We start from the raw sequence: 21516 nt of genomic DNA, 5'->3' as shown, positions 1-21516 counted from the left end.
TCCATGGGCTGCGCTACGGGCGTTTTCGCCTCTCGGCCGCCTTCCGGTCCCCCCGTGCGCTTACGGACGCAAATTCACGCCCCTCGGGAATTGCGGCTAAATCGTGCCAAAAGCAGAGCCGTGGCGCAACAGCGCTCTTTTTAGACGGCGCGAACGGTCGTGCGGCGGCGCGCGGCCTGGCTGACGACCTCGACGCGGGCGATCGCGCCCTTGCCGATCAGCGCATCGGCCGAGCGGATCAGGCTGGCGCTCAGGGCCTGAGCGTCCAACTGGTTCCAGTCGTCGGCCAGGACGAAGGGCGTGCGATGCCCGGCGCGGACCAGAGCGTCGCGCAGATAGGGCTCCTTGGCCTTCACCGCGTCCAGAGCGTGGCCTTCGCCCAGATGCAGCTTCAGCACCACGAAGATGTAGTTCCGAACCCGACCGCCCACAATGATCGGCAGGCCCACCCCGGTCAGGTTGAAGCTCGCCAGCTGAGCGGGCGTCTCCGCCGATGGCGAGGCTGCTGCGGCCGCCCCCGACAGGGCGGCGCCGGCGACGGCGAGGATCAGGGCGCGGCGGTTCATGGCGGCAATGTGGGCCAGTCCCGTTAGGATTCCGTTGCCCTCAGCCGTGGGTCCAGCCCGTGCGCGTCGCGGTGATGACCTGGCCCAGATAGCGTGGCGACAGCCCCCTGCCCTCGACCACCCGCCCGACGCAGGTCAGACGCAGATGGCGCCGCTCGGCCTCACGGCGCAGGGCGTTTTCGGCGCCCGCCGGGACGGTCAGCAGGATCTCATAGTCGTCGCCGCCGCCGGCCAGCAGCTCCAGCGCCGCCTGCGGATCGACGCGCCCCTCGAACCAGGCCTGGGCCGCCGCCGACATGGGCAGACGCTCCAGGTCGATCTCCAGACTGACGCCGCTGGCCTCGGCGATATGGGCGGCGTCGGCCAGAAGGCCGTCGGACACGTCGGCGCTGGCGGTCGCCAGGCCCAGAACGACAGGTGCGAACTCCACGCGCGGCATGGGGGTGCGATAAGCGGCCTCCAGCGCGTCCATACGTTCGGGCTCCAGGCTCAGGGTCGCCTGGGCGGCCTGAAGGCCCAGCCAGCCGTCGCCGATGGTACCGGTGACGAAGACCAGATCGCCCGGTTGCGCCCCGGCTCGGCTGACCGCCGCGCCCGACGGCGCCCAGCCCAGCAGGGTGGCCGAGAAGCTGGCCGGTCCCGGCGTCTTCACCGTGTCGCCGCCCAGCAGGGAAATGTCGAAGATGGCCTGATCGCGCCGCAAACCGGCGACGAAGGCCTCGCGCTCGGGCCAGCCGCAGCGTGGGGACCAGTGGCAGGCCAGAAGATAGCCGAACGGCTCGGCCCCCTTGGCGGCCAGATCGGACAGGTTCACGCGCAAAAGCTTCTGCGCCACCGTATCCAGCGGGTCGTCGGGCAGGAAGTGGACACCCTCGACGATCGCATCCTTGGTCAGGATGAGGTCGTGTCCCGGACGCGAGGGCAGCGCGGCCACGTCGTCGGCCAGCCCCCGCGCCCATTCCGGGTGCGCCAGCGGCTTCAGCAGCCGCTGGATGGTCTCGAATTCGCCTGCGACGTCAATCGCGGGCATCGCGCGCCACGCCGTCAAGCGCCGCGTTCACGAACTTCGCCTCCGCATCGTCGAAGAAGGCCTTGGCCAGCTCGACGTATTCGTCGATCACGATTTCACGCGGCACGTCGGGCTTGTGCTTCAGCTCCCAGGCGCCGCTGCGCAGCAGGGCGCGCAGGGTCGCGTCCAGACGCTCCAACCGCCAGTTGGAGGCCAGGCGCGCCTTGACCGCCTCGTCCACCGCGCGCTGGTCCTCGACCACGCCGTGCACGACAGCGGCGAACCAGTCCTCGTCCGCCTCGGCCAGGGGGGCGCCGTCGATATCGGCGTCAAAACGGTGATTGCGGAACTCGCGCACAACGCTGTCGACGCCCTCGCCCGCCATCTCCATCTGGTACAGGGCCTGAACGGCGGCCAGGCGGGCGACCGTGCGGGCGCGGCGCTGGCGGCTGGTCAGCTGGGGCTCGGCGCGGGCTTTGTCAGCCTCGGCCAGTTGAGCCATGACTTCGGCGACGGTCGCCGGGGTGGTGTTGGTCGGTTCGCTCACGAGGCCAGTCCTCCGCGCAGGCGCTTGCGGATGGCGATCAGGTCCAGGCAGGCGCGGGCCGCAAAGCCGCCCTTGTCGCCCTCGCTGAGACGGGCTCGGGCCCAGGCCTGATCCTCGTCCTCGGTCGTCAGGATGCCGTTGCCGATGGCCAGGCCCTTGAGGCCCAGTTGGGTGATGCCCGCCGCCGACTGATCCGAGACGATCTCGAAATGATAGGTCTCGCCGCGGATGATGCAGCCCAGGGCGACATAGCCGTCATAGCGCGGCGCGGTCGGATAGCGTCCGGCCTCTTCGGCCATGGCGATCACGGTCGGCACTTCCAGGGCGCCGGGCACGGTCACGACGTCATACTGAACGCCTTGCGCGCGCAGGGCGTCCTTCGCCCCTTCCAGAAGGGCGTCGGCCAATTCGTCGTAGAAGCGCGCCTCGACGATGAGGACGCGAGTGGGGTCGTTCAAGATTGGTCTTCTCCGTCCATGTCGCGCCAGCCGACGATACGCAGGCCGTAGCCTTCCAGCGCCGTCGGATTGGGTCGCGTCGAACTCATCACGATCATGTCTTTGACGCCGAGGTCGAGCAGAATCTGCGCCCCGACGCCATAGGCTTTCAGCGAACGATCCACGGCGGCGGGCTTGGCGACGCCGCCCAGCCGCTCGGCCAGACCATGCAGGTCGGGATCACGCAGGAAGACGACGACGCCCGGCCCGTCCTGGGCCGCCAGCGCCTGCATCGCCTTCGGAATATAGTCCTGGCGGGCCTCGACATGGCCCAGCAGATCGGCGGCGAAGTCGACCTGGTGCATCCGCACGACGGTCGGCTTGGTCGGATCGATGTCGCCGCGCACCAGGGCGACATGCTCCGCGCCCTCGATGGTGTTGCGGTACAGGATCAGCTTGAACGCGCCGCCGTGGACGCTTTCGAACGGCGTCTCCATCACGCGCTCGACAAAGCGCTCGGTGCGGCGGCGATAGGCGATCAGGTCGGCGATGGTGCCGATCTTCAGCCCGTGCAGCTGGGCGAAGGCGATCAGGTCGGGCATCCGCGCCATCGTCCCGTCGTCCTTGATGATCTCGCAGATCACCCCGGCCGGGATCAGGCCCGCCATGCGGCTGATGTCGACGGCCGCCTCGGTGTGGCCGGTGCGAACCAGGACGCCGCCGTCGCGCGCGACCAGGGGGAAGATGTGGCCCGGCGAGACAATGTCGTCGGCAGTGCGCGACGGATCGGCCGCCACCTGGACCGTATGGGCGCGATCGGCGGCCGAGATGCCGGTCGTGACGCCTTCCTTGGCCTCAATCGAGATGGTGAAGGCCGTGCCCATGCTCTCGCGGTTCTCGGCGGCCATCGGCGGCAGGCGCAGCTGCTTGGCGCGCTCGGCCGTCAAGGCCAGGCAGACCAGGCCGCGCGCATAGCGGATCATGAAGTTGATCTGGTCCGGCGTGGCGAACTGGGCCGGAATGACGATGTCGCCCTCGTTCTCGCGGTCCTCGGCGTCCACCAGGATGTAGGGGCGGCCGTTGCGGGCGTCCTCGATAATGTCCTCGATCGAGCTGATCGGGCTGTCGGTGTTGTGGACGGCCAGTTTCATCATGCGGTCTCCTGCCACCGCGCGAGGTAACGCGCCAGCATGTCGATCTCCAGATTGACCCTTTCGCCGACCTTCAGGCCGCCGAGGGTGGTCGCATCCCACGTGTGCGGGATGATGTTCACATCGAAGCGGCGCTCATGCACCCCATTCACCGTCAGGGAAACCCCATCGACCGTGATTGAGCCCTTTGGGGCGATGAATCTGTGCAGGGGCGCGGGCGCCTCGATCACGATGCGGTGCGATCCGCCCTCGGGGGTGATGGACACGACCTCGCCCAGGCCGTCGACGTGACCCGAAACGATGTGACCGCCCAGTTCGTCGCCGAGTTTCGCCGCGCGCTCCAGGTTGACGCGGGTGTTCTCGGTCCAGTCGCCCAGCTTGGTCTTGGACAGGGTCTCGCCCGAGACCTCGACGGCGAACCAGCCCTCGCCCTTCTCCGTGACGGTCAGGCAGCAGCCCGCGTGGCTGATGGAGGCGCCCAGATCGATGGTCGCCGTGTCCCACACGGTCTCGACCTCATAGCGACGGTCGCGGTTGGTTTCACGGACGCTGCGGACGCGGCCGATGTCGGTGACGATGCCGGTGAACATGAAAGCTCCGGTCCCTTCGGACCCAAAAAACAGAGTCTAATTAGTCTAATTCGTCTGAAATCGCGCCTGAGGAGGCGTCAGGCGCGGGCGTAGCGTTCCCACAGATCGTCTCCGACAGGCTCGACGCCCAGACGACGGAACTTGGGGGCGTGGGCCAGCTTTGCAAGCGCCAGGGAGGCGATGCAGGGCCGCCCTTCCCCCCCCAGCAGCATCGGCGCGCGGAACCACTCGATCGCGTCCACCGCGCCCGCCTGGATGAAGGAGGCGGCGACGCGGCCCCCGCCTTCGATCAGGATGGAGCCGATATTGCGGGCGGCGAGCGCGTCGAGGACGGCGGAAATAGCGGGACGGCCGTCATTGGGGGCGACGGCGACGACCTCGGCCTGGCCGATGGGATGGGGTTGGGCTGTTGTGAAGATCAGGGTGTTGCCGGATGCGACCTTGGCCGTCGCGGGGGTCCGCAGGCGGCTGTCGAGAACCACGCGCAGCGGATGCGTCCCGGCGTAGTCAGGAAGACGGACGGTCAGTTCCGGGTCGTCGGCCAGCACGGTCTCGACGCCGACCAGGATGGCGTCATGGGTTGCGCGCAGGCGGTGGCCCTGAAGGCGCGCCTCCGGCCCGGTGATCCACTGGCTTTCGCCCGTGGCCGTGGCGATGCGGCCGTCCAGCGAGGTGGCCAGCTTAAGGATGACGCGCGGGCGCATCAGTCCTGGCCGGACTTGGTCTCGTCGAAACCCTCATCGCCGAGGAATTTGGCGAAATCGCTGGTGTGGCGGAAGTCCTTGTAGACCGAGGCGTAGCGAACGTAGGCGACTTCATCGACCGACTTCAGCGCCTTCATGATGAAGTCGCCGACGATGTGCGACGGAATCTCGGTCTCGCCCAGGCTTTCCAGCTGGCGCACGATGCGGCTGACCAGCAGCTCGACCTGATCGGGCTGGACCGGGCGCTTGCGAAGCGCGATGCCCAGCGAGCGTTCCAGCTTGTCGCGGTCGAAGGGGGTGCGGCGGCCGTTCCGTTTCAGGATGACCAGTTCGCGCAGCTGCACCCGCTCGAAGGTGGTGAAGCGCCCGTTGCACTGCGGGCAGGACCGACGGCGCCGGATGGCCGCGCCGTCGTCAGACGGGCGGCTGTCCTTCACCTGGGTGTCGGCGTTTCCGCAGAAGGGGCACTTCATTCGAGGGGCCTCTTAGCGATAGATCGGGAAGCGCGCGGTCAGTTCGCGCACCTGAGCCGCCACGCCCGCGACGACGGCCGGATCGGCTTCATCGCCGCCGTTCATCGACGAGACGACATCGGCGATCCAGTGACCGATCTGCTTGAACTCTTCCTCGCCGAAGCCGCGCGTGGTGCCCGCCGGCGTGCCCAGGCGAACGCCCGAGGTGACGGTGAAGGGCGCGGTGTCGAACGGCACGCCGTTCTTGTTGCAGGTCATCAGGGCCTTCTCGAGCTCATGCTCGGTCGCCTTGCCGGTCACGCCCTTGGGACGCAGATCGACCAGCATCAGGTGGCTGTCGGTGCCGCCCGAGACGATGGCCAGGCCGCGATCGACCAGAACGGCGGCCAGGGCCTGGGCGTTCTTGACGACCTGCTGGGCGTAGAGCTTGAACTCGGGCTTCAGCGCCTCGCCGAAGGCCACAGCCTTGGCGGCGATAACGTGCTCCAGCGGGCCGCCCTGCAGGCCGGGGAAGACCGCCGAGTTGATCTTCTTGCCCAGATCCAGGTCGTTGGACAGGATCATGCCGCCGCGCGGACCGCGCAGGGTCTTGTGCGTCGTGGTGGTGACGACGTGAGCGTGCGGGATCGGGTCGGGATAAACGCCGCCGGCGATCAGACCGGCGTAGTGGGCCATGTCGACCATCAGATAGGCGCCGACGCTGTCAGCGATCTCGCGGAAGCGCTTGAAGTCGATGTGGCGGCTGTAGGCCGAGGCGCCGGCCAGGATCAGATTGGGCTTCTCCTTCTGGGCCATCTCAGCGACGTGATCGTAATCAATCAGATGGTCGTCTTCGTTCACCTTGTAGGTGACGGGACGGAACCACTTGCCCGACTGGTTGGCGGGCGAGCCGTGGGTCAGGTGTCCGCCGCAGGCCAGATCCATGCCCAGGAAGGTGTCGCCCGGCTGCAGCAGGGAGAAGAAGACCGCCTGGTTGGCCTGGGCGCCCGAGTGGGGCTGGACGTTGACGAAGGCGGCGCCGAACAGCTCCTTGGCGCGCTCACGGGCCAGGTCTTCGGTGATGTCGACGAACTCGCAGCCGCCGTAGTAGCGACGACCCGGATAGCCCTCGGCGTATTTGTTGGTCAGAACCGAGCCCTGCGCGTCCAGCACCGCCTGGGAGACGATGTTCTCGGAAGCGATCAGCTCGATCTGCTCCTTCTGGCGGCCAAGCTCGCCCTGGATGCCCTTGAAGATCGCCGGATCGGCGTCGGCGAGGCTCTTGGAGAAGTAGGAATCGTGCGTGAAGGCGGTCACAGGCGGCACCCCGAAGGCTGAAAGCGAAAACGGCGCCCCTATCTAGGCCGCGCCGCCGAACACCACAACATCTAGGGGGATGCGAGGCCGCAGGCCACGTCATCGCGGACGGCGGCGAAAATCGCCTACCAGTTGTTGCGGCCGTCCATCTGCTCGATCTTGATCGAGGACAGGTCCAGGTCGGGCGCCATGCGCAAATTGACCGCCGCGATGCGCGTCGAGGGCATGGAGCCGGGCTGATGCCCCTCTTTCGGCGTCCCGTCGGCGTTGTAGACAGAACCCCAGTCCGGCGAGAAGCCGTGGGTGTTGCCGCCGCAGGTCGCACAGAAGTGATGGTGGTTCATGCCGTTGGGAGCATAGTCGCCCACCGGTCCTGTCGTGGTGATCGTCAGTTCATCCAGACTGTAGTAGCCCCAGACCGCACCGGTCCGATGGCACCACGTGCAGTTGCAGGATGCGGCCTGCTTGGGCAGGTCCGGCGCCTCGATCTTCACGGCTCCGCAGTGGCAGGCGGCGGTCAGGGTCATGTGGGGCTCCTCCTTCATATCAAGAGGATACTGCCTTCTGCTGTCAGAAAACGGCAGCGGCGCTCACATCTGGGTCAAGGCGCGCTTCAACTTGGCCAGGGCGACCCGTTCGACGGACTTCGGCTCGTTGACCGGCCCCATGGCGCTGACCTCGCGGCCAGTGGCCACGTGGATCGCCGAGCATTTCACATAGGGGCCGTTGCGGACGAACTCGACGATGACCTCGCCGAGCTCGGGGTCGTGCGTCATGCGGCGGCCGGTTGACGCGCCACGTTGCAGTGAGACCAGAGCTTGTCCATCGCCTCGACCAGCTTGTCGATCATGGCGTCGTCATGGTCGGGCGAAGGGGTGAAGCGCAGGCGCTCGGCCCCCTTGGGCACGGTCGGATAGTTGATCGGCTGGACGTAGATCCCGTGCTCTTCCAGCAGCATGTCCGAGATCAGCTTGCAGTGCACCGGGTTGCCGACGTGAACCGGCACGATATGGCTGACGCTGGGCAGGACGGGAATGCCCGCCTCAGACAGACGGCGCTTCAGGGTGGCGGCGCGCTCCTGATGGGCGTCGCGCAGTTCAGGGTGCGCTTTCAGATGGCGCACCGAGGCCAGGGCCCCGGCGGTCAGAGCGGGCGGCAGGCTGGTGGTGAATATGAAGCCCGAGGCCCAGCTGCGCACGGCGTCCACGATCACCGCATCGGCGGCGATGTAGCCGCCCATGACGCCGATGGCCTTGCCCAACGTGCATTCGACGATGTCGATGCCGTCCAGCACGCCGTCACGCTCGGCCACGCCCGCGCCGGTTTCGCCGTACAGGCCCACGGCGTGAACCTCGTCCAGATAGGTCAGGGCGCCGTATTTCTTGGCCAGGGCGATGGTGCCGGCGATGTCGGCGATGTCGCCGTCCATCGAATAGACGCTCTCAAAAGCGACCAGCTTGGGCGCAGCGGCAGGCGCCGCCGCCAGCAGTTCCTCGAGGTGTTCGAGGTCGTTGTGGCGGAAGATATGACGCTCGCCGCCGCCGTTGCGGATGCCCGCGATCATGGAGGCGTGGTTCAGGGCGTCGGAGAAGATGATCAGGCCCGGCAGGATCTTCTGCAGGGTCGACAGCGTCGCCTCATTGGCCACATAGCCCGAGGTGAACAGCAGAGCCGCTTCCTTCTGGTGCCAGCTGGCCAGCTCGGCTTCCAGATCCACGGCCGAACGCGTCGTGCCCGAAATGTTGCGCGTTCCCCCTGCCCCGGCGCCGGTCTTTTCGATCTCGGCCTGCATGGCGTCGATCACCACCGGGTGCTGGCCCATGCCCAGGTAGTCGTTGGAGCACCAGACGACGACGTCCTGCTGGGCGCCGTCCTCGCGACGACGAACCGCACGAGGAAACTGGCCGCGCACCCGCTTCAGATCGGCGAAGACGCGGTAGCGACCTTCGCTGCGGACCTGATCCACAGAGTTCTGAAAGGCGGACTTATAGTCGAACAAGGCGGCGCTTCTTTCGCTTATGCAGCTTTCGCGGCCTAATTGCGCGCGCCGCCCTGTCTTGTCCATGTCAGGAGCCGGACAAAACGTCCCAACCCCTTAATTGATAACGGTTCTCAGCTTCATCAACGCCTGCATCAAGCCAGGGTGTCGATGCGGCCGCGCAGCATCTGGACCATGGCGGAGAAGTCCTTGCCGCCGTAGCCGAGGCCGTTGAACAGGGCGTAGAGAGCCTCGGCCTGGGCGCCCATCGGCGTCGCGGCGCCCGCCTTGGCGGCGGCGTCCTGGGCCAGTTTCAGATCCTTCAGCATCATGGCGCTCGCGAAACCGCCTTCATACTCGCGGTTCGACGGGGCGGTCGGCACTGGCCCCGGCCAGGGGTAGTAGTTGCTGACGCTCCAGCACTGGCCCGAGGACTTGGAGGCGATCTCGAAGAAGCGTTCCGGCTCCAGACCCAGCTTCTCGGCAAGGGCGATGGCCTCGCACGTGCCGATCATCGAAATGCCCAGCAGCATGTTGTTGCAGATCTTGGCCGCCTGACCGGCGCCGTGGTCGCCCGCGCGGATGGTGATGCGGCTCATGGGGTCCAGCGCCGGTTCGACGCGGGCGAAGTCGGCCTCGTCGCAGCCGACCATGAAGGCCAGGGTGCCGGCGTCAGCGGCGGCGGTGCCGCCCGAAACGGGGGCGTCGGCGAAGGCGTAGCCCGCCTCCTTGGCCAGACCCGCGACCTTGCGCGCCGTCTCCACGTCGATGGTCGAGCAGTCCAGCAGCAGGGCGCTGGCCGGAGCCACGCCGATGATCTGGTCGGAATAGACGCCGAGCACGTGCGGCCCGGCGGGCAGCATGGTGATGACCACCTCGGCGTCCTTCACGGCCTCGGCGACCGAGGCGACGGTGCGGCACCCGGCCTCGGCGGCGCGCTCCAGCGCGACGGGCGACAGGTCGAAGGCGGCCACGTCATGCCCGGCCTTGGCCTGATTGGCGGCCATGCCGCCGCCCATGTTGCCCAGGCCGATGAAGGCGATGCGAGTCATCTGTGCGTTTCCCTTATGGATTTTGGCCGAGGGTTAGCGCCGCCCGTCCCGCTTCGCCAGTCACCAATTTGAGACGAGACGCCTCAGTTCGGTTTGCGGAAGCGGTAGACGAACTGATCCGTCTTGCCCCGGATCGCCTCGTCGAAGACGTTCAGGCTGTGGTCGTCGGCCGGGTTGGCGACGGCTGTGCTCTCTCCGTCGAAGACGAAACCGGCGGCCTCGACCTCCTTGCGGAGCTGGGCGCCCTCGATGCGGTGCAGGCTTTCGACCACGGTGTTGGCGGCGCCCGGCGCGGCTTGGTGGTCGATGACGACATAGAGGCCGCCGGGCTTCAGCGCCTTGAAGATGTCAGCGTTCATCTTGGCCACGTCCACGCCGAAACGGGGGATGTGGAAGTCGTGATATTCCTGACTCATGAAGACCAGGTCCAACGGCTGGTCGAAGCTCATGGCGTCCAGGTCGCCGTTGACGCGGCTGACGTTGGGATAGGCGGCGACCAGGGCGTCGGCGCGCGGATTCTCGCGCTCGGCCGTGCGGTTCGGCACGAAGGCGTAGACATGACCGCCCTCGCCCACGACCCGCGAAAACAGGCGGCTGAAATAGCCCGCGCCGGGACGGATGTCGGCGATGCGCCAGCCCGGCTTGACCTGGGCGAAGGCCAGCATCTCGGCCGGATGACGCAAGGGGTCGCGGGCCACTTCATCGGCCGGGCGCAAGGTGTCGGCGACGGCGGCCTGATAGGCGGGCGCGGCGGCGTTCTGGGCCATGGCGGGCGCGGTGCTGAGGATGGCGGCGACGACGGCGGCGGCGAGCAGATGCGGCTTCATGATGAACTCCTTGATCTCTTGCTGCCCCGGTCGGGGCCTTCGGACGGCATAAGGCGCGCAGACGGGACGGCTGGCAAGCCGCCCCGGCGTGCGATCAACCGGCGGACATAGAGGCCGGGGTCTGCTTCTCTTTCAGGGTGACAAGCTCCTCGGCCATGGTCGGGTGGACGGCGCAGGTCGCGTCCCACTGGGCCTTGGTCAGGCCCGCCTTCACGGCGATGGCGGCCAGTTGGATCATCTCGGGGCTGTCGGGGCCGACGATGTGGCAGCCGACGACGCGCTGGGTCTCCCCATCCACCACCAGCTTCATCAGCACCCGTTCGTCCGAGCCCGTGAAGGCGTATTTCATCGGCCGGAAGCGGGTGACATAGACGTCCACCTCGCCCGGACAGGCGTGGCGGGCCTCGGCCTCGGTCAGGCCGACGGTGCCGACTGGCGGCTGGCTGAAGACGGCGGTGGCGACGGCTTCATAGTCGAAGCTCTGCGGATTGTTCCGATAGACCGTCTCGTGGAAGGCCACGCCCTCGCGGATGGCGACGGGGGTCAGGTTCATGCGATCGGTGACGTCGCCGATGGCCCAGATGTTGGCGGCCGTGGTCTGGGAATACTGGTCGACCTTGACGGCGCCGTCGTCGTTCAGTTCGACCCCGGCGGTCTCGAGGCCCAGACCCTTGACGTAGGGAACGCGGCCGGTGGCGAACATGACCACATCGGTTTCGATCTTCATGCCGTTTTCGAGGTGGTTGACCAGGCCGGTCTCGGTCTTCTCGATCGAGGAATGCTGGCAGCCCAGGATGACCTTGACGCCGCGCTTCTGGATCTCGCCCGCCAGATGGGCGCGCACGTCGTCGTCGAAGCCGCGCAGGATGTTGGGGCCGCGATAGATCAGGGTCGTTTCGACGCCGAGGCCTGCAAAGATGCCCGCGAACTCCACCGCGATATAACCGCCGCCTGCGATCAGGATGCGCTTGGGCAGTTCCGGCAGGTGGAAGGCCTCTTCCGAGGTGATGGCGTGTTCGACGCCCGTCAGGCCTTCCGGCTTCCACGGGCGGCCGCCGGTGGCGATCAGGATTTTCTCGGCGGTGATGGTCTGGCCTTTTCCGACGATCTCGACGGTATGGGCGTCCTTCAGGATGGCGCGGCCATGGACCAGATCGACGCCCGCCTTGGCCAGGTTGGCGGCGTAGATGCCCGACAGGCGGGCGATCTCGACGTCCTTGGCCTGCAGGAAGGTCGGCCAGTCGAACTTCGCATTGTCGAAGGACCAGCCGTAGCCCTCGGCGATCTCCAGCGCGTGGCTGACCTCGGAGGCCATGACCATGAACTTCTTGGGCACGCAGCCCCGCACGACGCAGGTGCCGCCGACGCGATACTCTTCCGCGATGGCGACCTTCTTGCCGCCCAGCGCCGTCAGCCGCGCCGCCCGCACCCCGCCCGAACCGGCGCCGATGACAAAGAGGTCGTAGTCGTATTGGGCCATCGGGCTCTCCGGCAATGGACCCGAAAAGATGAGTCCAATTCGTCTGAATCGTCTGAAATCCGCGCGGCCGAACCGCGGCGCTGACCCGACTTAGGCGCCGGGGCGCGAGGGGGCAAGGCGCTTGGGCGCCACACGGTTGAGCAATCCCAGAACAAGTCTGTGTGCGAGCGACTTTGAAGCTTTGACAAACCACAACTCTTGAATAGAGTTTAAAGAACATCACTACGTCAAAGGGCGCGGCATGATTGCTCAAATTTTCGCTCTGGCTCTCAGCGCGAGCATGCCGCTAGACCAAGCGCCCGCACAGGCGAACTCTAGCGCTGAAGATCAAGCCGTTCGCCTGGAGGACATCCAAGTCTCAGGGCGGCGCCTGGACGCCCTGATAGAGAACTTTGTGAGCGAGGTCGCCGCGCCCAATCGCGGTCGCGGCATCGCACGATGGGATCGCAGCGTCTGTGTCGGCGCCGTCAATCTGCGTCGTGAAGCCGCGCAATATCTGGTGGACCGTGTTTCGACCGTGGCGGAAGATCTTGGTCTGAATACAGGCGATCCCGGGTGCACGCCCAATCTGCTGATCGTCGCAACCACGGATGGCGACGCCTTTGCGCAGGAACTGGTTGAGCGCCGCCGTCGGGCCCTACGCATGGGCGGCTCCGGCATGGATCGTGGCGCTGCTGCACTGAGAGATTTCCAAGAAACCAGCCGCCCCGTCCGCTGGTGGCAGGTCAGCATGCCGGTCGATTCTGAAACGGGTCAGCGCGCGGTTCGCATCCCCGGAGAGTGTACGAACGATTGCTCGGGGCCGATGGACTATGCCCCGGTAATCAATGTGTCCTCGGCTTCACGTCTGACGACACAGATCGTCGACAACATTTTCCGCGCCATCATCGTCGTGGACATCAGCAAGACCGGCGCAATCAATTCGCTGCAACTGGCCGATTACGTCACTATGGTGTCGCTGGCGCAGATCGACCCAACGGCGGACACTAGCGCTTATGCGTCGATCCTGAACGTCTTCGACGACCCGGACAGCGCCCCACACCTGACCGAGTGGGACAAGGCGTATCTTCACGGCCTCTACGGCGCAGAGCGCACCCGTCAAAACGTACGGGCGGGCAAGTCAGAGATCCAGTCCTCCATCCGTCGCGCGCACGCCCGACTGGCCGATGAGGCGCCGACAACTACGGATTAAGCGTTTCGAACCCCTCGTTCGTGCCGATGACGGCTAGGTCCGTCAGGTCGAGGAAGAGGCCGTGTTCAACCACGCCGGTCAGGCTTTTCAGGTCGGCGGCGAGACGAGCCGGGTCCGCGATCAGCTTGCAGGCCGCGTCGTAGATCAGGTTGCCGCCGTCGGTGCGGATCAGGCCGCGCTCGGCCTCGCGCACGCGGGCGGGCGAAGCGATGTCGTGATCGGCCAGAACGTCAGCGATGCGGTTGGCGGTCGTCTTGTGGCCGAAGGCGACGACCTCTATCGGCAGGGGGAAGGTTCCCAGCGCCGGAACCACCTTGGCCGCGTCGGCGATGCAGATGCAGCGGGCGGACGCCTCCCACACCAGCTTTTCGCGCAGCAGGGCCGCGCCGCCGCCCTTGATGAGGGCCAGGCCGGGGCCGATCTCGTCAGCGCCGTCGACGGTCAGGTCGATCTTCGGCGTGTCTTCCAGCGTCGACAGGGTCAGGCCCAGCTCGCGCGCCAGATCGGCGGTGCGCTCGGAGGTCGGGACGCAGCGCAGGTCCGGCAGGTTGCGGGCGGCCAGCGCCTTGACGAACCAGGCGGCGGTGGAGCCGGTGCCCAGGCCCACAACCATGCCGCCCTCGACGTAGGCGGCGGCGGCTTCGCCGGCGTTCTTCTTCTGCAGGTCGCTCATTGGGATTTCGCCGCCTTCTTTGCGCGCATGGCAGCCATAAACCGGGCCGCCCAACCGGGTTTCATTGTCTGTTCCGCGCGGCCGAGCGCCAGATCGCCGGGCGCGACATCCTTCGTCACCACCGAGCCGGAGCCGACCATGGCGCCTGCGCCGATGGTCACGGGAGCGACCAGCGACGAGTTCGAGCCGACAAAAGCGCCTTCGCCCACCGTGGTGCGCTGTTTGAAGAAGCCGTCGTAGTTGCAGAAGATCGTGCCCGCGCCGATGTTGGCCTTCGCCCCCACCTCGCCGTCGCCGAGATAGGCCAGATGGTTGGCCTTGGCGCCCGCATCCATGCGGACGTTCTTCACCTCGACGAAATTGCCGATCTTGACCCCCTCGCCCAGGTCCGCGCCGGGACGCAGGCGGGCGTAGGGACCGACCTCGGCGCCCGTCGCGACCTTGGCGCCCTCGATATGGCTGAAGCTGCGGATGCGCGCGCCCTCGGCCACCTTGGCGCCGGGGCCGAAGACGACGAAGGGTTCGATGGTCGCGCCCGCTCCGATGTCCGTGTCCCAGGCAAAGTGGACGGTGTCTGGGGCGCTCATGGTCACGCCCTGCGCCAGGAAATGCTCGCGCTGGGTCTTCTGGAACAGGGCCTCGGCCTGGGCCAGTTCGCCTTGCGCGTTGACGCCCATGACGGAGTCTTCAGCAGCGAAGACGGCGCGGGTCGGAGCGCCGCGCTTGCGCGCCAGCTCGACCACGTCGGTCAGGTAGTATTCCCCCTTGGCGTTGTCGTTCGTCACCTCGGACAACAGCTCGAACAGCAGGCCGACCGGGGCCGCCATGACGCCGGAGTTGCAGGCGGTCACAGCCAGAACCTCGGCCGACGCCTCCTTGGCCTCGGTGATGGCCACCAGGCTGTCGCCGTCAAGGATCAGGCGGCCGTAGGCACCGGGATCGCGGGCCTCGAAACCGATGACGGTGACGCCTTCATGGGCGGCGAAAACCGGCTCTATGTCGGCCGCCTTCAGCAGGGGCACGTCGCCGTAGGTGACGACCACATGGCCGACGAAGTCGCCCAAGACGGCCTCGGCGGCGCGAACGGCGTGGCCGGTGCCCAGCGGCGGATCCTGAACGGCGATGCTGTCGGCGCCCAGACGCTTTTCGACATGGGCGCGGACTTCCGGCGAGTGGGCGCCGACCACGACGACGATGCGCTCGCAGCCCAGAGCCTCGGCCGCATCGATGGCGTGGTCCAGCATGGCGCGCGCGCCGACCGGGTGCAGCACCTTGGGCAGAGGCGACTTCATCCGCGTGCCCTGACCGGCGGCGAGGATGATGGCGGCTCGCGGATGACTGTGGGGATGATGTGCGGTCATGAATCGATCCGGCGGCTTGTCGTTGCCTGCGATCTAGCCCATTGCCGGGGTCTTCGCGAGCCGGGAGACAGATGAGTGAGCATTGAGCGCGACCTGGAAGGCTGGACCATCGCCTTCGACCTGGACGGCACCCTGGTGGATTCGGCGCCGGATCTGATCGGCACGCTGAACCGGATGCTGGCGGAGTATGAACTGCCGCCCGTGCCCATGTCCTCGACCCGGCATCTGGTCGGACACGGCGCCATGGCCATGCTGCGCCACGGCTTCGTGGAAGCGGGCGCCGCCTGGGACGAGGCCCACGCCCCCGGCCTGTTCGAGCGCTTCATCGAGCATTACCTGGCCCACATCGCCGATGAGAGCCGCCCGTTCGACGGCTGCGTCGCCGCGCTGGATCGGCTGAGCGCGCGCGGGGCGACCCTGTGCGTGGCGACCAACAAGCGCACCGACCTGTCGGTGGCGCTGATCGAGGCGCTGGAGCTGACGCGCCATTTCGCCTTCATCGCCGGACCGGATGCGGTCTCGGCCCGCAAGCCCAGCGGCGCCCACATCATCGAAGCGGTGCAGAAGGCGGGCGGCGACCCGGCGCGCTGCGTCATGGTCGGCGACAGCACCACGGACACCAAGGCGGCCAAGGATGCGGGCGTGCCCTGCATCGCCGTCAGCTTCGGCTACAACGACGTGCCGCACGCGGAACTGGGCGGCGACGTGATGATCGACCACTACGACGGGTTTGAAGAGGCGCTGGCCGAGGTGATGCGCTGAATCCTTCTCCCCTTGTGGGAAAAGGTGGCAGGCGGAGCCTGACGGATGAGGGGTTGCGCCGACCCGCAAATCATCGCTCGTCAGTCTATGCCGAGAGGCCCCTCATCCGGCCCTGACGGGCCGCCTTCCCCCACAAGGGGAGAAGGAAAACTAAAGGCGGCATTAGAACTTCTACCCCTCAACCGCCCCTGCGGCTGTTGCGGTCTTTGCGCCTGCGAAACACATAGATCGACCCGTTCCTCCTCCCAGGGTCGTCATGCTTCGTCGCTTCTTCGCCATTCCCTTGTGGCAGCGCACCGCCGCCGGGTTCGTCCTGGGCATCATCGCCGGTCTGATCCTGCGCGAGCAGGCGACCATCTGGCTGCAGCCGATCGGCGACGTCTATCTGAACCTGATCCGCATGGTGGTGGCGCCGCTGGTGCTGTTCACCATCGCCAGTTCGATCGCCAAGCTGGGCGAAGGGGTCGGCGCGGTGCGGCTGGGGGTGCGAACGATCGTCTGGTTCGCCATCACCTCCCTGCTGGCCGTGCTGGTGGGTTTCGCGTTCGGCCACATCATCAATCCGGGCGTCGGCCTGTCCGACCTGCCGCTGGGCGAGGTGAAGGCGCGCGAGATTCCTTCGCCCCTGCAGGTTCTGCTGGGCGTCGTGCCGACCAACCCCTTCGCCTCCCTGGCCGAAGGCAAGGTGCTGCAGATCATCTTCTTCTCGGCCTTGCTGGGAGCGGCCCTGGTGGCGCTGGGCGACCGGGCGCAAAACGCGCGCAGGCTGGTGGATGAAGGCGCGGCCCTGGTGTTCCGCATCACCCGCTGGGTGATCCAACTGACGCCTTTCGGGGTGTTCGGCCTGATCGGCTCGGTCGTCGGGGGCTATGGCTGGGAGGCGCTGTTGCCGTTGGGCAAGTTCATCTTCGCCATTTATGCGGCCTGCCTGTTCCACATCTTCGTCGTCTATTCGGGCCTGCTGAAGCTGCACGGGCTGAAGGTCGTCAGCTTCTTCCGAGGCGGAGCTGCAGCCATGCAGACGGCCTTCGCCACCTCGTCGTCGCTGGGCACCCTGCCCGTCACCCTGCGCCAGACAGTCGAGCGGCTGGGCGTGCCCCAGGCCTACGCCGCCTTCGCCGTGCCGCTGGGCGCCAATGTGAAGATGGACGGATGCGGCGCCATCTATCCGGCCATCGCCTCGATCTTCATCGCCCAGTATTTCCAGATCGACCTGACGCTGACGCAGTACATCCTGATCGGCCTGACGGCCGTGCTGGGGTCGCTGGGCACGGCGGGCGTGCCGGGGACCAGCATCGTCATGCTGACCCTGACGCTGTCGACGGCGGGCCTGCCGCTGGAAGGCGTCGGCTACATCATCGCCATCGACCGCATCATCGACATGATGCGTACCGCCACCAACGTGACCGGCCAGATGGTCGTGCCGGTCCTGGTCGCGAAGGAAGAAGGCATCCTGAACCAGGACATCTACAACGGCCATGTCGCCTGGCTGCCCGGCGATCCGGAGGATGAAACTCCGGAAGGCGCGCGGGCGGCGGGAATCTGAGCAAGCGACGCTGCTATTTGATGAATTGAGGCTTGCCGTCGTCGGAATCGCGGGCTATGTCCCCGCCTCCCGACGGCGCAGTCACTGACCGCCCCGTTCCAGGCGGACGCGTAGCTCAGCGGGAGAGCACCTCGTTCACACCGAGGGGGTCACAGGTTCAATCCCTGTCGCGTCCACCATTTTTCCAACTAAAATTCGAAGCGTCATGGCGATCATTAGTTCCCGTTTAGGGGGTGCTAGCGGGGTGCCAGGGTCGGCGAACAGGCCGAAATCAACGTCAAGGCGACGCCCACGTCGGTAGTCAGTCGATCTGAAAAGCTCGTCATCAAGCGCTCATCAGATACTCACAGATTATCGAACCATGCGTGGATCCGGCAGCAAGACAACCTTGCCGACGATCCCGCCCGCTTCGAGCAAGCGATGCGCCGCATTGGCTTGGCTAAGCGACATGGTCTCAGCAACGATCGGGATGATTTTTCCTGCCGCAACATCGGTGAACACCTCATTTGCGGCGTAGCTCACAACGCTAGGAGGATAGCTATCCAGGCTGAGGGTCATGAGCGACCGAGAGCGCCTGAAGTCCGTAAGGAGCGGACCCGCGAAATCCGCAGGCGGCATGCCGGCGGAAATTCCGGCAATGACATAGCGGCCATTTGCATTCAGTTGTTCAATGCAGGCGCGAGCGCCTGAACCCGCGACGAGATCTATCACCACATCAGCGGGAACTGGCGGGCTATTTTTGCGGCCCTCAATTACCTGAGCTCCAAGGATTCTCGCCATCTGAACGACCAGATGCCCGATGCCGCCCTGGGCTCCACGCACAAGAACAGTCTCGCCTGCAATCAACTGCGCCTTCGCAATGCAAAAGCGAGCGACCAGCGCATTAACGCCCGAAGCCACAGCGGATTCAAAGGCCACGCCGTCCGGCAAAGCGACTATGTCATCTTCGCTGACGACTACCTGCTCAGTATAGCCGCCCGCTTGCATCCGGGCGAACACGCGTCGATCGCCCCATCGCGAATCCACATCCGCCCCTACAGACGTGACGATACCCGCAACCTCGATCCCAGGGATAAAATCTGCAGGCATGAGTTGCCGCATGATCAGGTCGACGCGCCCAACGCCAATCGCGCGCACATCGACGACTACCTCGCCGGAACCGGCAGTCGGCGGCGCGATGTCCATGGCTACGAGTTCGGCCTGCGCCCCTTTGGAAACGATGGCTCTCATGTTTGCTTTTCCTTTGAGCGACACACGAGATACCAGCTATATTCAGTATACTAAGCGCACAAGAACGCACCCATGGATCATATAGTAGCCATGACGATACCGCCGCCCTACGAGGGCCCTCCGCCGGAACTATCGGAAGGTGCAAGGAGCCTGATGGCGCATCTGTCGGAAAAATGGACCCTGCTGATCCTCGTGCAGCTTTGCCATGGCCCTCTGCGGTTCAACGCTTTACGACGATGCGTCGGCTCAGTAACGCCCAAGGCTCTGGCCCAGACCCTGCGCCGGCTGGAACGAAGCGGACTTGTCTCACGGCAAATTATCCCCGGCTCGCCGCCCGGAGTCGAATATCGCGGCACAGACCTAGGCTTCGCGCTTGCGCCAGCCATTAGGGCATTGGCGCAATGGGCCTCGACCAATTTCGAGGAAATCGAGCGAGCGCAGGCGCGGTACGACGCCTGCACTGCAAGCCAACGCGAATTTCATCGACAGTGATTTCAAGCATCATCGCCGCCCAGAGAAGAAAGGCCGTCGCGCCCTTCATCTGGATGAGCACATAGATCGAGCACAATATCGATAGGACCAAGCATCTGTTCGGCGCTATGCAACAACCACGCGTGTGCGCCTCGCCCCTCGGCGTCCTGCCGAAGCGCTACGATACGTCCTCCGCTGTCCCACAGCTCTTCAACCAACCCATTCATTTGCGCCGGGCAGCATCTGAAATGAGCAGCCACCCCTACCCCGGCTTCGACCAACAGGCGGATAACGGAGAAATCCGCCGTCCGCCTGACATTGAGAATCAATGAAGTCTTCCAAGGCGGATTCACGAAGACGGCCAAGTCACCAGCCTGATCGGTCCGATTCATCGCGGCGACTGCTCATCGCCCTTCACCGGCCTTCCGCTCCCCGCCACCGATGGAACGTAGAGACCGGTGGCCGCCCCGACCAGACGGCTGCCGATGAACCGCTGGACATCGCGGCGGGGGCCGAAACGGGCGCAGGGATCCGGCTCCGGGATCGACCTCACCTTCCTCGCATCTGATGCAAAGGCGTCCCCCACAGCGTCGCCCAAAGGCTCCGCGAGTTGAAGCGCATCACCTACAGGTGAAAGCGAGGGATCCGTTCTGCTGACGACTTCGACCGAACGCGACCAGATTATCGCGGCGGCCTGCTGACCGTCCGACGTCATTAATTCCGATTCGACGGCAAGCCCACCGGTCGCCGACGGCACTCGAAATTGCACGACAGGCACTGGGATAAAGAAGCCGGCTACGGCGCTGACTGCCGATCCCACCCGGCTCGTCGGTTCCACCCTGGTAATTACGCTGCGGATCAGGCCGACGCCGGCTACAGGTTCAGGCGCCAGGTCAAACCGCTCGCTGACTTCATAGCAGATCTGGCGATCCACCTCATTGCGCACCCGCGTCAAGTCTTCGAGCGCAATCCCACTCTCTTCCTCCAGATCAAGAACGCTAGGAAGTATATAGACGATTGAAATTTCATCAGAAAGAACGTCGTCTCGAATTGACTGGGGGCCGTCTATGCCCGCCGTCCTATCCGCCAGTCCCTCGTAGCTGGATAGGAACCCTGAGTGACCTATGGGAGACGACTGGCAGGCGGCGGCGGCAAGTGGAAGGACCGCAGTCAGCAATTTGGCCGTTATTGAACCTGCCCGACGGGCGTTACGTGCGGGGATCGGGGAAAACATGGCTGGCGTCTCCGTCTAGCGAGATCGCCACACTGCTGAGCGTTTCTTCCGCCAAGCTTTCAGGATGATGGGCACGGCGGACTCGCAAATCGCAACGAGGCCATCGCCATGAAAGACTGGTGAAAGCCTTGGTCGCGAGAATGGAGACCAGCAAGGAAAAGCCGGATAGGCTCGACTTGGCCCGCGGCGACACGACGCGAAGTCGGCGTTTCGCGCCAGACACACAGGCGATCAATGCGTATTCTCCTTATTGAAGACAACGTGCTTCTTGCTCGCAGCACGGCGCGGTCACTGACTGCTTCCGGCTTCACGGTCGATGTCTTCCACAATGCGGACGATGGATGGATCGCGTGGCGCTCAACCGAACATGATGTCGTCGTCCTTGATCTGATGCTCGGCCAGGACAATGGACTGGATCTCTTGTCGCGTGCGCGCCAAAGCGGGCTGACGACTGCAGTTCTCGTGCTGACGGCCCTGGGCGAAATAGACGAGCGTGTACGCGGGCTGGACCGTGGAGCTGACGATTACCTCGTCAAACCCTTCGCGATCAATGAGTTGATTGCACGACTTCGCGCGCTTGCACACTCGGACCTGTGACCTACGTCCCCGGAGCCCAGACGCTTTCCGGCCGCACGGGCCAGCTAAAGCTGTCTCGGGCTGAAAGCATAGTGGTTGAGCGGTTCTTCCGGCGGCCCGAGCGTGTGTTTTCCAAGGAGCAACTCGGCGACGCGCTTCATCCGCTTGAGGGCCATTACAGCGAAAACTCGCTCCACATCTTGATCCACCGTGTTCGCCGGCGGCTCGTCGCCATAGGGGGCGGCGTGACGATCGATTCGTTGCGCGGTATCGGCTACATCGCAACGGTGGAACGTCCCTGATGCTCTGGAAAAGACGGTCGATCCTGCAGACCTTGCTGGTCTCGATCGCTGGAGCCGCC

General features: G+C 65.7%; 26 protein-coding genes and 1 tRNA gene. 7 read left to right on the top strand and 20 right to left on the bottom strand.

Annotation, left to right across the window (positions count from 1 at the left end; translation table 11 throughout):
* Nucleotides 1-140 precede the first annotated feature (140 nt).
* From BDIM_RS06400 to gor, 15 genes are all read right to left on the bottom strand, one after another.
* Complete coding sequence (locus tag BDIM_RS06400; protein WP_003164747.1) at nucleotides 141-566, bottom strand: hypothetical protein; 426 nt, start codon at nucleotides 564-566, stop codon at nucleotides 141-143.
* A 40-nt stretch (nucleotides 567-606) separates the two neighbouring features.
* Nucleotides 607-1596 (bottom strand): thiamine-phosphate kinase, encoded by a 990-nt coding sequence (gene thiL / locus BDIM_RS06395; protein ID WP_040346631.1) that lies wholly within the window; start codon nucleotides 1594-1596, stop codon nucleotides 607-609.
* The gene (gene nusB / locus BDIM_RS06390; RefSeq protein ID WP_081461936.1) at nucleotides 1583-2077 is read right to left on the bottom strand and encodes a transcription antitermination factor NusB; all 495 of its coding nucleotides are present in this window, start codon (nucleotides 2075-2077) and stop codon (nucleotides 1583-1585) included. The genes thiL and nusB overlap by 14 nt, the downstream gene beginning before the upstream one ends.
* A gap of 41 nt (nucleotides 2078-2118) precedes the next feature.
* Nucleotides 2119-2580, bottom strand: a complete 462-nt coding sequence (gene ribH / locus BDIM_RS06385; RefSeq protein WP_040345280.1) for a 6,7-dimethyl-8-ribityllumazine synthase — start codon at nucleotides 2578-2580, stop codon at nucleotides 2119-2121.
* Entirely contained in the window at nucleotides 2577-3713 is a 1137-nt protein-coding gene (ribB, locus tag BDIM_RS06380; protein ID WP_003164746.1) for a 3,4-dihydroxy-2-butanone-4-phosphate synthase, read from the bottom strand. The genes ribH and ribB overlap by 4 nt, the downstream gene beginning before the upstream one ends.
* A complete protein-coding gene (locus tag BDIM_RS06375) occupies nucleotides 3710-4300 on the bottom strand; it encodes a riboflavin synthase (RefSeq protein WP_003164745.1) in 591 nt (196 codons plus the stop codon). Before BDIM_RS06375 ends, ribB begins: the two co-directional genes overlap by 4 nt.
* 77 nt (nucleotides 4301-4377) lie before the next feature.
* Complete coding sequence (locus BDIM_RS06370; RefSeq protein WP_003164744.1) at nucleotides 4378-5004, bottom strand: RibD family protein; 627 nt, start codon at nucleotides 5002-5004, stop codon at nucleotides 4378-4380.
* Nucleotides 5004-5477 carry a transcriptional regulator NrdR gene (nrdR, locus tag BDIM_RS06365; protein WP_003164743.1) on the bottom strand — a complete coding sequence of 158 codons (474 nt, stop codon included), beginning with the start codon at nucleotides 5475-5477 and terminating at the stop codon, nucleotides 5004-5006. The genes BDIM_RS06370 and nrdR overlap by 1 nt, the downstream gene beginning before the upstream one ends.
* A 12-nt stretch (nucleotides 5478-5489) precedes the next feature.
* Nucleotides 5490-6773 (bottom strand): serine hydroxymethyltransferase, encoded by a 1284-nt coding sequence (gene glyA, locus BDIM_RS06360; protein WP_003164742.1) that lies wholly within the window; start codon nucleotides 6771-6773, stop codon nucleotides 5490-5492.
* 125 nt (nucleotides 6774-6898) lie between these two features.
* Complete coding sequence (locus tag BDIM_RS06355; protein WP_003164741.1) at nucleotides 6899-7300, bottom strand: GFA family protein; 402 nt, start codon at nucleotides 7298-7300, stop codon at nucleotides 6899-6901.
* A gap of 63 nt (nucleotides 7301-7363) precedes the next feature.
* A complete protein-coding gene (locus BDIM_RS06350) occupies nucleotides 7364-7549 on the bottom strand; it encodes a DUF6898 family protein (protein ID WP_003164740.1) in 186 nt (61 codons plus the stop codon).
* Nucleotides 7546-8772 (bottom strand): 5-aminolevulinate synthase, encoded by a 1227-nt coding sequence (gene hemA / locus BDIM_RS06345; RefSeq protein ID WP_040345275.1) that lies wholly within the window; start codon nucleotides 8770-8772, stop codon nucleotides 7546-7548. The genes BDIM_RS06350 and hemA overlap by 4 nt, the downstream gene beginning before the upstream one ends.
* A gap of 134 nt (nucleotides 8773-8906) precedes the next feature.
* The gene (gene mmsB / locus BDIM_RS06340; RefSeq protein ID WP_040345273.1) at nucleotides 8907-9803 is read right to left on the bottom strand and encodes a 3-hydroxyisobutyrate dehydrogenase; all 897 of its coding nucleotides are present in this window, start codon (nucleotides 9801-9803) and stop codon (nucleotides 8907-8909) included.
* A gap of 83 nt (nucleotides 9804-9886) precedes the next feature.
* Nucleotides 9887-10630, bottom strand: a complete 744-nt coding sequence (locus tag BDIM_RS06335; protein ID WP_040345270.1) for a class I SAM-dependent methyltransferase — start codon at nucleotides 10628-10630, stop codon at nucleotides 9887-9889.
* A gap of 94 nt (nucleotides 10631-10724) precedes the next feature.
* On the bottom strand, nucleotides 10725-12110 hold the full coding sequence (gene gor, locus BDIM_RS06330) for a glutathione-disulfide reductase (protein ID WP_003164738.1): 1386 nt from the start codon (nucleotides 12108-12110) through the stop codon (nucleotides 10725-10727).
* A gap of 241 nt (nucleotides 12111-12351) precedes the next feature.
* Between gor and BDIM_RS06325 the strand changes: the two genes are divergently transcribed.
* A complete protein-coding gene (locus tag BDIM_RS06325; protein ID WP_003164737.1) occupies nucleotides 12352-13302 on the top strand; it encodes a hypothetical protein in 951 nt (316 codons plus the stop codon).
* Here the strand turns inward: BDIM_RS06325 and rpiA are convergent.
* The gene (gene rpiA, locus BDIM_RS06320; protein ID WP_003164736.1) at nucleotides 13292-13975 is read right to left on the bottom strand and encodes a ribose-5-phosphate isomerase RpiA; all 684 of its coding nucleotides are present in this window, start codon (nucleotides 13973-13975) and stop codon (nucleotides 13292-13294) included. The genes BDIM_RS06325 and rpiA overlap by 11 nt on opposite strands.
* Nucleotides 13972-15336 (bottom strand): bifunctional UDP-N-acetylglucosamine diphosphorylase/glucosamine-1-phosphate N-acetyltransferase GlmU, encoded by a 1365-nt coding sequence (glmU, locus tag BDIM_RS06315; RefSeq protein WP_003164735.1) that lies wholly within the window; start codon nucleotides 15334-15336, stop codon nucleotides 13972-13974. Before glmU ends, rpiA begins: the two co-directional genes overlap by 4 nt.
* A 75-nt stretch (nucleotides 15337-15411) precedes the next feature.
* Between glmU and BDIM_RS06310 the strand changes: the two genes are divergently transcribed.
* The 3 genes from BDIM_RS06310 to BDIM_RS06300 all read left to right on the top strand — a co-directional run bounded on the left by BDIM_RS06310 (nucleotide 15412) and on the right by BDIM_RS06300 (nucleotide 17823).
* Nucleotides 15412-16098: an HAD-IA family hydrolase gene (locus tag BDIM_RS06310; protein ID WP_003164734.1), complete on the top strand. Its 687-nt coding sequence runs from the start codon at nucleotides 15412-15414 to the stop codon at nucleotides 16096-16098.
* Nucleotides 16099-16354: 256 nt separating this feature from the next.
* On the top strand, nucleotides 16355-17644 hold the full coding sequence (locus tag BDIM_RS06305) for a dicarboxylate/amino acid:cation symporter (protein WP_003164733.1): 1290 nt from the start codon (nucleotides 16355-16357) through the stop codon (nucleotides 17642-17644).
* A gap of 104 nt (nucleotides 17645-17748) precedes the next feature.
* Nucleotides 17749-17823 (top strand) — tRNA-Val (locus tag BDIM_RS06300).
* Nucleotides 17824-17995: 172 nt separating this feature from the next.
* Here BDIM_RS06300 and BDIM_RS06295 read toward each other — a convergent pair.
* Complete coding sequence (locus tag BDIM_RS06295; RefSeq protein WP_003164732.1) at nucleotides 17996-18874, bottom strand: quinone oxidoreductase family protein; 879 nt, start codon at nucleotides 18872-18874, stop codon at nucleotides 17996-17998.
* 153 nt (nucleotides 18875-19027) lie between these two features.
* Here BDIM_RS06295 and BDIM_RS17120 point away from each other — a divergent pair, with 153 nt between their 5' ends.
* Nucleotides 19028-19366 carry a winged helix-turn-helix transcriptional regulator gene (locus tag BDIM_RS17120; RefSeq protein WP_197733815.1) on the top strand — a complete coding sequence of 113 codons (339 nt, stop codon included), beginning with the start codon at nucleotides 19028-19030 and terminating at the stop codon, nucleotides 19364-19366.
* Nucleotides 19367-19368: 2 nt separating this feature from the next.
* Here BDIM_RS17120 and BDIM_RS17450 read toward each other — a convergent pair whose 3' ends face one another.
* Together BDIM_RS17450 and BDIM_RS06290 are read right to left on the bottom strand one after the other, a co-directional pair.
* Nucleotides 19369-19737, bottom strand: a complete 369-nt coding sequence (locus BDIM_RS17450; RefSeq protein ID WP_143276810.1) for an SDR family oxidoreductase — start codon at nucleotides 19735-19737, stop codon at nucleotides 19369-19371.
* Entirely contained in the window at nucleotides 19734-20579 is an 846-nt protein-coding gene (locus BDIM_RS06290) for a DUF3313 family protein (protein WP_040345258.1), read from the bottom strand. Before BDIM_RS06290 ends, BDIM_RS17450 begins: the two co-directional genes overlap by 4 nt.
* Nucleotides 20580-20813: 234 nt before the next feature.
* On the opposite strand from BDIM_RS06290, the gene BDIM_RS17115 reads away from it, so the two are divergent.
* A complete protein-coding gene (locus BDIM_RS17115) occupies nucleotides 20814-21176 on the top strand; it encodes a response regulator (RefSeq protein WP_081461851.1) in 363 nt (120 codons plus the stop codon).
* The gene (locus BDIM_RS06280) at nucleotides 21173-21457 is read left to right on the top strand and encodes a winged helix-turn-helix domain-containing protein (protein ID WP_081461850.1); all 285 of its coding nucleotides are present in this window, start codon (nucleotides 21173-21175) and stop codon (nucleotides 21455-21457) included. The genes BDIM_RS17115 and BDIM_RS06280 overlap by 4 nt, the downstream gene beginning before the upstream one ends.
* Nucleotides 21458-21516: the final 59 nt, after the last annotated feature.

Source organism: Brevundimonas diminuta ATCC 11568, assembly GCF_000204035.1.
Lineage (GTDB): Bacteria > Pseudomonadota > Alphaproteobacteria > Caulobacterales > Caulobacteraceae > Brevundimonas > Brevundimonas diminuta.
The sequence above is the reverse complement of the archived record's forward strand: the minus strand, read 5'-3'. Positions and strand labels throughout refer to the sequence as shown.